We start from the raw sequence: 10,995 nt of genomic DNA on the forward strand, positions 1-10,995 counted from the left end.
CTTGTTTACGAGCGGGTGCGCATCGACGCCGACGGGGCGGTGCCGAGTACGCGGGCGGCGACCCAGGCCAGACCGTCGGCGGTCTCGGCGGGGGTGCCCGAGGGCTGCATGACGTGGCTCAGCACGGTGCGCACGACGAGGTCCATGACCACGGTGAGCTGACCGTCGTCCAGTGGCGGTGCGTAGCTGCGGACCCGGCCGCGCAGGACGGCTTTCGCTTCGGTGAGCAGAGTGCCGGCGCGGGTGGTCAGCAGCGGCAGGAATTCGTTGTCGGTGCCGTGCGTCGCGGAGGCGATGGCGCGCAAAAGGATGTTGTCGTCGGCCAGTTCGAGCACCGCTCGGACGGCGTCGTAGATCGCCTCGACCAGGTCGTCTGGATGCCGGTCGAACGCGGTGCTGACGACGGCGAGGAACCGGCGCAGCTCGTGCGAGATCATCGCCTCGGCGAGGGCGGTTTTCGAGCCGATCTCGTTGTAGACGGTCTGCCTGCTCACCCCGACCAGGTCGGCCAGCCGCGCCATGGTGACCGCTGACCAGCCGGATTTCGCGGTGAGTTCGATGGCGGCGGTGATGATGGGCTGCCGGTACTGGCCGCCCGCGGGCACCGGAAGCACGCTCATGACGGTCATTCTAGGCGGCCGTTTCCAGCGCGAAGGCGACTGCCTCGGACCACGGTGCCCGCGCGGCGATCCGCTTGCGGTACTTCATGATGTCGCGCGGCCGGTCGACGGTGAACGCGCCGACGAGCCGGTCGCCGCGCCGGTACAGCGCGGTGAAGCCGTGCTCGGCCGGGACCGCGACGACGACCTCGTCCGCCCGCGGCGTCCCGACGAACTGAATGCGGTGAGAGTACCAATCGGACCAGAAATACGGCACGGCGCTGAACACCCGCGCGCTCGCGGGGTCCAGCGCGTGCCGAGCCGCGGCCGCACCCTGCTCGGCCGCGTTCGTCCAGTGCTCCAGGCGCATCAGCTCGCCGTCGAACAACGCGTTCGCCACGTGCGCGACGTCTCCGGCCGCGTAGACGCCGTGCGCGGCGGCGAGCGTGCCGTCGCAGATGACGCCGCCGTCGCGTTCGTGCAGGAGTAGTCCGCTGTCCCGCAGCCAGCCGGTGGCCGGGGCCGCGCCGATTCCCGCGACGACCAGGTCGGCGGGGAGGGTTTCGCCGGTGGACAGCTGGACTCCGGTCACTGCGCCGTCTTTCGCCGCGAAGCCGGTGACCCTGGTGCCCAGGCGGAGATCGGTGCCTGCCGCGCGATGCAGATCCGCGCAGACGTCGCCGGCCTCGGGGCCGATCGCGCGCACCAAAGGGGTGTCGAGAGCTTCCACAATAGACACTGTCAGGCCGCGTTTGCGGGCGGCTGAAGCGACTTCCGAGCCGATGAAACCGGCTCCGATGACGACTGTCCTAGCACCACTGTCCAACGCGGACCGGATGGCGACGGCGTCGTTCGCGGTGCGCAGCGAGTAGATACCGGAGATCTCCTCGGTACCGGGGAGAACTCGGGCGGCGGCCCCGGTCGCGAGCACCGCTGCGTCGTAGCGGACCGTCGTGTCGCCGATGTGGATCTCACGGGCGATCGGGGCGAGTCCGGTCGCGGGCGTGCCCAGCTGGAGTTCGACGCCGAGAGCGCGCAGGTCGTCCGCGCTGAGAAATGGTTCCACCGCAACGGGTCCGTCCGCCGCGAGGAAAGCCTTCGACAGCGGCGGCCGGTCGTAGGGCAGCCGGTCTTCCGCGCCGATCAACACGATCCGGCCGTCGTATCCGGTCCGCCGCGCTGATTCGACCGCTCGCAATCCCGCCAGCGACGCGCCGACCACCGCGAGCGTCATGACACCAGTTTCAGCGCGAGCACCGGGCAGGCGTCGACCGCCGCGGCGAGGTCGGTCCGGTGCTCCTCGCCGGGGTTCTCGTCGAGCACGACAACCGTGCCCTCGTCGCCCACCTCGAAGAAGTCCGGGGCCATCGCCTCGCACATGCCCAGGCCGTCACACTTGTTCAGATCCGCTTCGATCCGCATCACACACTCATCCTTCCGGGAGCGACGAAGTCGACCTTTTCCCTTACACCGCAGTCGGGACAGCACCAGCTGTCCGGAATGGACGACCACGGCGTACCGGCCGGGAAGCCTTCGCGCGGGTCGCCGCGCTGCTCGTCGTAGACGTATCCGCAGCCAGGGCACATCCCGCCTTCGCTGGCGTCGCCGCGCACGTCGTCCGGCACACCCACAGTCTCGGCAGCGGAAGATCCATACCGGGCAAGGATTTTCTCCCGCTTCGACGGCTGGATGTTCGCCCGGCTGAGGTCGCCCTCGAAGTGGTTGAGCACCCGCGGGTCCATCACGCGACGCCACAGCGGCGGGAACAATGCGAGCACGATCATCCCGGCGTATCCGGTCGGCAGCACCGGAGATTCGGCGAAATCGCGCAGGGTCTGGTAGCGACGCGTCGGGTTGGCGTGGTGATCGCTGTGCCGCTGCAGGTGGTACAGCAGGACGTTGGTCGCGATGTTGTTGGAATTCCAGCTGTGGCTGGGATCCACCCGCTCGTACCGGCGGCGCTCCGGCGGGCCGACCTTCTGCCGCAGCATCCCGTAGTGCTCCATGTAGTTCACGACCTCCAGCAGCGAGAACCCGATCACCGCCTGGATCACCAGGTACGGCAGGATTCCGACGCCGAGCCACGCCACCATCGCCACCCAAAGCACCGCGGACATCAGCCACGCGTTGAGCACGTCGTTGCCGATCCGGAACGGATGCTTGTCGCGGCGGGCGTACCGCTTGCGTTCCAGGCCCCACGCGGATTTCAGCGAACCGAACACCGTGCGCGGCCAGAACCGGTAGAAACTTTCGCCGACGCGGCTCGACGCCGGGTCCTCCGGAGTCGCGACGCGCACGTGGTGCCCGCGGTTGTGTTCGATGTAGAAGTGCCCGTAGAAGCTTTGCGCCAGCGCGATTTTCGACAGCCAGCGCTCGTGGCTTTCCTTCTTGTGACCCAGTTCGTGCGCGGTGTTGATGCCGATCCCGCCGATGCAGCCGATCGAGATCGCCAGCCCGATCTTGTCCACAACGGACAGCTCGCCGCGCGCGATCAGCCAGAACGCGAAGACGAACCCGACGTACTGGATCGGCAGGAACAGGTAGGTGATCCACCGGTAGTAGCGGTCCTGTTCGAGCCGCTCGATCACGTCGTCCGGCGGATTGCTCCGGTCGAGGCCGGCGACCAGATCGATCGCGGGCACGATCGCCAGGATCACGATCGGCCCGATCCAGAACCAGGCGCCCCAGCCGGTCGCGGCGTGCAGGCCGATCGCGAGGAACGCGAGCGACGGCACGACCAGCCCGATCAGCCACAGGTACCGCTTCTTGTCGGTCCAGCGTTCGGTCGACCCCAGCGGCACCGTGCCGGTCATCTCGCTCATCGCGCCCTCCTCCGTTGGCTGGCTTTACATGACGGTAAGACATGTATACCGCGATTGACAAGAGAACAGGAAATGTAAAGTCGCCACGACCGAGTGAATCCCCAGGTCGGGCATCAGTCGAGGTCAGTCGGGGACGCGGGCGTGCCGCAGCACCTCGACCACCGGGTCCAGCCGGGTGTCCGCGGTGCGCCGGAGCAGGAACGTGGTCAGCGTGGCGACGAGATCTTCGATCGGGAGGACCGCGCATTCGTTCGGGTCCAGCGCCAGCACGGTAGCGGATTCGATCGGCACGAGGGTGAAGCTTTTGGTGCTGCGCAAGAAAATCAACAGCCCGCTGACGTCGGAGAACTGTGCCTCCGGATCGACCAAGATGCCCCGGGAGGCGAGCTGCTCGGCCCGCCGGGAGCCGAGATCCCAATGCCGCGGACCCTGCAGATACTGGAATCCGCGCAGGTCGGCGAGGGTAAGCGAGGTCCGGCCGGGGAACCGCGACGCGTCCACTACGGCACCGAGCGGTTCGCGGTAAAGGACGATGGTGGACAGCCGGTCGTCAGAAGTGCCGAGGTGGGACACAGCGAGGTCGAGCGAGTTGCTGAGCAGCGCCGATTCCATCCCGAGCGACGGCATTTGCCGCAGCGTGAACCGGTAGGAGCCGTCCAGCGCGCGGATCGATTCGCTGAGCTGGCGGCGGTGCGCGGGATTGAGCACGTCGGGGATGGCGAGGCGGACGTCGGCGCGCTGGTCGCGGGTGCGCATCCGAAGGGGAATGGCGTCGAAGCCCGAAACGACCGATTCGGCGAGCGGCAGCAGCGCTTCGCCGGCCTCAGACAGCCGGGTGTGGTGGGTGGAACGGTCGAACAGCGGCTCGCCCAGCTCGCGTTCGAGGTCGCGAATGCGCTGGCTGAGCGGTGGCACGGACATGTTCAGCGCCCGCGCGGCGCGGGTGAAGTTGAGCTCGCGCGCGACCGCGAGGAAGTACCGCAGGTGGTGTATCTCCACGAAGCGCAGCGTACCCACGGTGTTATCACCGTGGTCATACCGATCTGATGCACTCGGTCATTCCCTTCCGGTGAGCGAGCGCTTAGCGTCAGTGGTGAAGCCAAAGATCGTCAACGGGAGGACCGCGAACATGGATGCCACCGGACCGCTTTCCGGGGTTAAGGTGCTCGACCTGTCGTCCGCGGTGATGGGCCCGTACGCCACGCAGATCCTCGGCGACTTCGGCGCCGACGTGATCCGGGTCGAACCGCTGCGCGACGTCGCCCGGCACTCGCCGGCCAACACCGGCCGCACGCCCGGGATGGCCCCGCTGTACATGCAGGTCAACCAGAACAAACGCAGCATCGAACTCGACCTCAAGGACCCCGCCGGCCGCGAAGACCTCTTCGCCCTGCTCGCCGGCGCCGACGTCCTCGTCACCAACATGCGCGCCGCCGCGCTCGACCGGCTCGGCCTCGGCTACGAGCAGCTGCGCGAACGCTTCCCCCGCCTCGTCTACGCCCACGCGCAGGGCTTCGCGCCCGGCTCGTCGCGCGCCAACCGGCCCGCTTACGACGAGGTCATCCAGGCCACGTCCGGCCTGGTCAGCCTGCAGGACCGGGCGGGCGGCACACTGCAGTTCGTCCCGACCTTCATCGCCGACAAGACCGCCGCGCTGTATCTGCTCAACGGCGTGCTGGCCGCGCTCTTCGACCAGCAGCGCACCGGCAAGGGCCAGCAGGTCGAACTGGCGATGGCCGACGCGATGATCGCGGTCAACCTGGTCGAACACCTGGCTGGCGACGTCTTCGTCCCGGCCGCCGGAGACGTCGGCAACCCGCTTTCGCTCAGCGACACGCACGCGGCCATGCGCACGGCCGACGACGGCGCGATCGCCGCGGTGCCCTACACCAACGACGCCGTGCGGACGCTGCTGATCGGCGCCGGCCTCGAGGACGCCGCGGCCGACCCGGCCTGGGACTCCCCGGTGATCGACCGGGAGATTTTCACCGCGGGGGTGGAGAAGGTCCTGGCCAACTCCGCCAGCCGCACCACCGCGGAGTGGGAGGAGTACCTGACCGCCCACGACGTTCCGTACGCGGTCGTCGTCGACATCGCCGACCTGCCGACCGACCCGTACGTTCAGGAAGTCGGGCTGATCACCGAGCGGGAACACCCGACTGAGGGCACGATCCGCGTCGTGGAGAGCCCGCTGCATTTCTCGCGGACCCCGGCCGGGTTCCGCGGGCACGCCGAACGCGCCGGAGCGAGCACCGCCGAAGTCGTCGGAGCCGTACGCACCACTGAAGGGGTTTGATCGATGGATCTCGAACTGTCTAAAGAGGACCTCGCGTTCCGGGACGGATTGCGGGAGGTGTTCCTCGGCGCGATTCCGGAGGAAATCCGCAAGCGCAGCGCACTGGGCCTGATCACGCGCGACGACATCGTCACCAGCCAGCGGATCCTGAACGAGCACGGTCTCGCGGTGCCGCACTGGCCGACGCAGTGGGGCGGCAAGGACTGGACCCCCACGCAATCCCACATCTACGCCTCGGAACTGCAGCGCAACGCGGTGCCGCAGCCGCTCGCCTTCAACGCGAGCATGGTCGGCCCGATCATCGCGGAATTCGGCAGCGAGGAGCAGAAGCAGAAGTTCCTCCCGGCCACCGCGAATCTCGACATCTGGTGGTCGCAGGGCTTCTCCGAGCCGGAGGCCGGTTCGGACCTCGCCGGACTGCGCACCACGGCGAAGCTCGAAGGCGATCACTACGTCCTCAATGGACAGAAGACCTGGACCACGCTCGGCCAGTACGGCGACTGGATGTTCGTGCTCGCGCGGACCAACCCGGACGCGCCGCGCAAGCAGCAGGGCCTGTCCTTCCTGCTGCTGGACCTCAACACGCCGGGCATCGAGCGCCGTCCGATCAAGCTGGTCGACGGGTCGGCGGAGGTCAACGAGTTCTTCTTCGACAACGTGGTGATCCCGGCGGAGAACCTCGTCGGCGAGGAGAACAAGGGCTGGACGTACGCGAAGTTCCTGCTCGGCAACGAGCGCAACGGCATCGCCCAGGTCGGCACCGGACAGCGGATCTTCGCTGACCTCGCCGCCGCGGCCGCGGAACTGCCCACTGAGGACGGTCCGCTCGCTGACGACGCGGAGTTCCGCGCGGCCATGCACACCGCGAAGACCACGCTGCTCGCGCTCGAAGCGACCCAGATGCGGGTCACCGCCGCGTCGGAAAACGGGCAGCCGAGCCCGGTGTCGTCGCTGCTCAAGATGGAGGGCACGCAGGCCCTGCAGGCACTCACGAAGCTGCGCATGCGTGCGGCCGGTTCCGACGGCATGCTGCTGGACACCGAATCCCCGGTGCGGGCCGACGAGGCCTCGGTGGTGGCCGCGGCGCAGTACCTGAACCAGCGGAAGCTGTCGATTTTCGGCGGCTCCAACGAAATCCAGCGCGGCGTCATCGCGAAGACGATCCTCGGTCTGTAAGGGACGGCGACTCATGAACCTCGAATTCAACGAAGACCAGAAGCTGCTGTTCGAGACCGTCGACACGGCAGTCGGCCGCGGTTACCCGGCAGGCGGCCGCGCCGCCGCGACGAGCAGCGAACTCGGCTGGAACGACCAGGTCTGGAACACCCTCGGCGAGCTGGGTCTCGCCGGTCTCCCGATTTCCGCCGACCACGACGGCGCCGACGCCGGCCCGGTCGAGGTCTACGCGACGCTGGAGGCGATGGGCAAGCACGCGGCGGCCGAACCGCTGCTCGACGGCGTTTTCCTGCCGTCGTGGATCATCGCCGAACTGGGCACCGACGACCAGGTCAAGGCGCTGCTGCCGGTGCTCGCCGCTGGTGGCACCACGATCGCGGTCGCACACGCCGAGCCGGGACGTCCGTGGGGCGTCGCGCCGTCGGTGACGGCGGCGGGCTCGAAGCTGACTGGCGTGAAGTCGCCGGTGCGCAACGCGGACCAGGCCGACAAATATCTGGTCACCGCGGTGGACGAGAACGGCCGCACCGGGGTGTACCTGGTCGAGGCGACCGCGGACGGCATTACCCGCGTGGACGGTCGCGCCGCGGACTGGGGCCACACGTCGCAGGTCGAATTCGCTGGTACGCCAGCGGTTCTGCTCGGTACCGCGGACTCCGACGCGCCGGCCGCGCTGCGTCGCGCGTTCTCGCGGGCGCGGGTCGCGGTGACCGGCGAGGCGATCGGCCTGATGGAGACCGGGCTCGCGATGACCGTCGAATACCTCAAGACCCGCAAGCAGTTCGGTGTTCCGCTGGCGGCGTTCCAGGCGCTCGTGCACCGGGCCGCCGATCTGTACGCGAAGGTCGAGCTGGCTCGTTCGCTGGCGCTGTGGGCCACCGCGACGGTCGAGGCGTACGACAAGGGTGCCTCCACAGTGGACCTCGACACCGTGGCGGACGACGCGTTCGTGTTCGTGTGCGACGCGGCGACCGCGACCGCCGAGGAGATCGTCCAGCTGCACGGCGGCATCGGAATGACTTACGAATCGGAGGTCGCGCACCACGCGGCGCGCCTCGTCGCAATTACGGAGAGTTATGGCGGAGTGAGCGCGGCCCGTCGCCGCGCGCTAGCGTCGGACGCGTTGCTGAAGCCGCCGAGCGCGCTGCTCAACAACGCGGACGCGGTCACCGCCTGAGAAAGGAAGTGCGCCATGCCGGTCGTCGCGATCGTCGGTGCTGGGGTTATCGGAGTGTCCTGGGCTCGGCTGTTCGCCGAGGCGGGCTGGACGGTACGGGTCACCGATCCGCGTCCGGACCTGCCGGAAATCGTCGCCCGGGACCTCGCCGGGCTGCCCGCCACGGCAGTCGCGGACCTCGCGGAAGCCGCCGAAGGGGCCGACTTCGTCCAGGAGTCGGGCCCGGAGCGGATCGAGCTGAAGCGGGAAATGTTCGCGACGCTCGCCGCCGCCACGCGCGACGACGTAGTACTGGCGTCCTCCTCCTCGTCGCTGTTGCCCTCGGTGATCGCCGAGGGCAACGCGGCGGCCTCGCGGATCGTGATCGGGCACCCGTTCAACCCGCCCGAGCTGATGCCGCTGGTCGAGGTGGTGCCCGGGGTTTCGACCTCCGAGGAGACCGTGGCGAAGGCCGTCGAGGTCTACCGCGGGCTGGGCAAGAAGCCGATCACCCTGAAGAAGGAGATTCCCGGCTTCGTCGGGAACCGGCTGCAGAAGGTCTTCAACGACCAGGCGATGTACCTCGTGCAGCAGGGCGTGATTTCCGCGAGCGACCTGGACGAGCTGGTCAAGGCGTCGCTCGGGCCGCGGTGGGCGACTATCGGGCCGTTCGAGAGCATGCATCTCGGCGGCGGACCGGACGGGATCCGGCACCTGGTGGGCCACGTCGGCTCGCAGATGACGTTCGAAATCGGCCATCCGGACCGGGAACACCTCGACGCGGTGATCGACGAGGTCGAGCAGACCTACGGCACCGCGGACACCTACTCGCAGCGGGTGGAGGCACGAGACAACCGGACCCGCGCGGTGGTGGACGCGCTGGAGAAGGAATGACTCTCACCGAGCATCTCGAATCCGCGCTCGCCAAGCCGGCCACCACCGACGAGTACGACCTGCACCAACCGCTGGCCGACCTCCTCGGCTCAGTCGGACTGCAGGAATCCGACGCCGGCGGTCGGATCGAATTCACCGGAGCCGACCCGGTCCTGCCGGGCGCGCTGCGGCTGGCAGGGGCGACCTCCATCGCGCTGGCGGCGAAATCCGTTGCGGTGGCGAAGATCTGGCAGCTGCGCGGCGGACGCGGGCAGGACATTTCGATGGACCTGCGAACCGCGCCGCACCGGCTGTGCCCGTTCTACGACAAGAAATGGGAACTGCTCGACGGCTACCCGCAAGGCGACCCGGCGCGCGTCGATCCCGCATTCGGCACGGATCGCTTCTACTCCACTTCGGACGGACGCTGGGTCCACCCGATCAGCCCGTATCCGAAGCTGCGCAACGACGCGGCCGCGCTGCTCGGCGTTCCCGAACGGGATGCCGTGGTGCGGCAGGCGATCTCGCAGTGGAACTCGTTCGAGCTGGAGGACGCCGCCGAGGCCGCGGGCGTCATCATGCCGGTGGTGCGCACGACCGAAGAGCTGATGGCCACCGAGCAGTACCAATCGGTGCTGTCGACGATGCCACCGGTGATCGTCGAGCGGATCGGCGACAGTCCGCCGGAACCGTTGCACCCCAACCCCTCCACGCCGCTCGAAGGAGTCCGCGCGCTCGGCCGCGCGCACATCATCGCGGGCGCTGGCTGCGGCCGGGCGCTGGCGCTGCACGGCGCGGACGTGCTGAACGTGTGGGATCCGGGCGAATATGAACTGCCGGTGCTGTACGCGACGTCCAATGTGGGCGTTCGCTCCACCCGGCTCGACTTCCGCCGGCCGTCCGACCAGGAGCGTATGCACTGGCTGCTGACCGGTGCGGACATCTTCTACGCCAACCGTCGCCCCGGATACCTCGCGCGACACGGTCTCGACGCGGAAACCGCCGCCGAGATCCGTCCCGGAATCATCCACGCCGAAGTGACGCTCAACGGTGCCACCGGTCCGTGGTCCGGCCGCGTCGGCTTCGACCAGACGGCCGGCTGTCTGTCCGGCGTCATGCTGCTGGAAGGCGAGGGCGGGGTCCCGTCGCTGCCCGCGGTGCCGGTGGTGAACGACTACATCACGTCGTGGTTCCTGCAGCTGGGAATCCTGCGCGCACTCATGCTCCGCGCGGAATGGGGCGGTTCCTATCGGGTGCAGGTTTCGCTGACCCGCGTCGCCTTGTGGTTGCTGAGCCTGGGAATCTTCGACAAGGGATACGCGGCGGAGGTCGCCGGCGTCGCACCCGGGCACGAATACTTCGACCCCGAGACGTTCACCGCGGACACCCCGCTCGGCCGGTATCGCGGTGTCACCGAACAGATCCGGATGTCGGAGACTCCGGGTTATTACACCAATCCTTTGATCCCCAGGGGATCGCACCGTCCAGAGTGGAGGTGACATGTTCAGCGAACTTGTGGTGCTGGGCATTCGCACCGGGACGATTTACCGCGTCGGGCTTCCCGACGGGCAGATTACCCCGCTGTACAAAAACGCTGGTGTCTCGCCGGATGGCGTTGTTGTCGCCGATGGCACTATTTATTGGACCACCATGGGAATGCCGTCGCGCGACCCGTCGGTGCCGGGCGAGGCTGGCCTCGACTACTCGGCGCGTAACGGCGGGCTGCATGCGGTTTCCTTCGACGGCACCGGTGCACGCGACATTGTCCCGAATGGAACCCTCACTACCGGGAAGCAGTTGGCGTACAACGGTTTCCTGTACTGGGGTGACCGGGAAGGCTATCGGATCACGCGGGTGCGTCCGGATGGCACCGATCTCACAGACCTGATCGTGAACGAGCCGGACGACAGCGGGACGCAGGAATGCGTCGGCGTCACTGTGGACTCGACGCAGCTGTACTGGACGCAGAAAGGCCCGGCTAAGAGCATGTCTCATTTGGTGAGTTTCTTGTAGCAGGTGATGGCGGCGCCGAGGGCGAGGAAGGCGAGGTAGTGGCTGGGTTTGCGTTCGTAG

The 10,995-nt window shown here is 68.1% G+C and carries 11 protein-coding genes; 6 read left to right on the top strand and 5 right to left on the bottom strand.

From position 1 onward, the window contains the following. Positions 1-5: 5 nt before the first annotated feature. From ACZ7SW_RS38470 to ACZ7SW_RS38490, 5 genes are all read right to left on the bottom strand, one after another. Entirely contained in the window at positions 6-629 is a 624-nt protein-coding gene (locus ACZ7SW_RS38470) for a TetR/AcrR family transcriptional regulator (protein ID WP_470235283.1), read from the bottom strand. A 1-nt stretch (position 630) separates the two neighbouring features. Continuing rightward, entirely contained in the window at positions 631-1,833 is a 1,203-nt protein-coding gene (locus tag ACZ7SW_RS38475) for an NAD(P)/FAD-dependent oxidoreductase (RefSeq protein WP_470235284.1), read from the bottom strand. Next, a complete protein-coding gene (locus tag ACZ7SW_RS38480; protein WP_037811043.1) occupies positions 1,830-2,021 on the bottom strand; it encodes a ferredoxin in 192 nt (63 codons plus the stop codon). The genes ACZ7SW_RS38475 and ACZ7SW_RS38480 overlap by 4 nt, the downstream gene beginning before the upstream one ends. Beyond that, complete coding sequence (locus ACZ7SW_RS38485) at positions 2,021-3,421, bottom strand: fatty acid desaturase (protein WP_470235285.1); 1,401 nt, start codon at positions 3,419-3,421, stop codon at positions 2,021-2,023. Before ACZ7SW_RS38485 ends, ACZ7SW_RS38480 begins: the two co-directional genes overlap by 1 nt. A 123-nt stretch (positions 3,422-3,544) precedes the next feature. Continuing rightward, positions 3,545-4,420 (bottom strand): LysR family transcriptional regulator, encoded by an 876-nt coding sequence (locus ACZ7SW_RS38490; protein ID WP_470235286.1) that lies wholly within the window; start codon positions 4,418-4,420, stop codon positions 3,545-3,547. 130 nt (positions 4,421-4,550) lie between these two features. Here ACZ7SW_RS38490 and ACZ7SW_RS38495 point away from each other — a divergent pair, with 130 nt between their 5' ends. The 6 genes from ACZ7SW_RS38495 to ACZ7SW_RS38520 are packed head-to-tail and all read left to right on the top strand — an operon-like array spanning position 4,551 to position 10,935. Then, the gene (locus ACZ7SW_RS38495; protein ID WP_470235287.1) at positions 4,551-5,717 is read left to right on the top strand and encodes a CaiB/BaiF CoA transferase family protein; all 1,167 of its coding nucleotides are present in this window, start codon (positions 4,551-4,553) and stop codon (positions 5,715-5,717) included. 3 nt (positions 5,718-5,720) lie between these two features. Continuing rightward, the gene (locus ACZ7SW_RS38500) at positions 5,721-6,893 is read left to right on the top strand and encodes an acyl-CoA dehydrogenase family protein (protein WP_470235288.1); all 1,173 of its coding nucleotides are present in this window, start codon (positions 5,721-5,723) and stop codon (positions 6,891-6,893) included. Between the two features lie 13 nt (positions 6,894-6,906). Continuing rightward, positions 6,907-8,070 (top strand): acyl-CoA dehydrogenase family protein, encoded by a 1,164-nt coding sequence (locus ACZ7SW_RS38505; RefSeq protein ID WP_470235289.1) that lies wholly within the window; start codon positions 6,907-6,909, stop codon positions 8,068-8,070. Positions 8,071-8,085: 15 nt separating this feature from the next. Continuing rightward, positions 8,086-8,943 carry a 3-hydroxyacyl-CoA dehydrogenase NAD-binding domain-containing protein gene (locus tag ACZ7SW_RS38510; protein WP_470235290.1) on the top strand — a complete coding sequence of 286 codons (858 nt, stop codon included), beginning with the start codon at positions 8,086-8,088 and terminating at the stop codon, positions 8,941-8,943. Beyond that, the gene (locus ACZ7SW_RS38515; protein WP_470235291.1) at positions 8,940-10,421 is read left to right on the top strand and encodes a CoA transferase; all 1,482 of its coding nucleotides are present in this window, start codon (positions 8,940-8,942) and stop codon (positions 10,419-10,421) included. Before ACZ7SW_RS38510 ends, ACZ7SW_RS38515 begins: the two co-directional genes overlap by 4 nt. A 1-nt stretch (position 10,422) precedes the next feature. Next, positions 10,423-10,935, top strand: a complete 513-nt coding sequence (locus ACZ7SW_RS38520) for an SMP-30/gluconolactonase/LRE family protein (RefSeq protein WP_470235292.1) — start codon at positions 10,423-10,425, stop codon at positions 10,933-10,935. Positions 10,936-10,995: the final 60 nt, after the last annotated feature.

Source organism: Amycolatopsis sp. NPDC114484 (assembly GCF_055633755.1).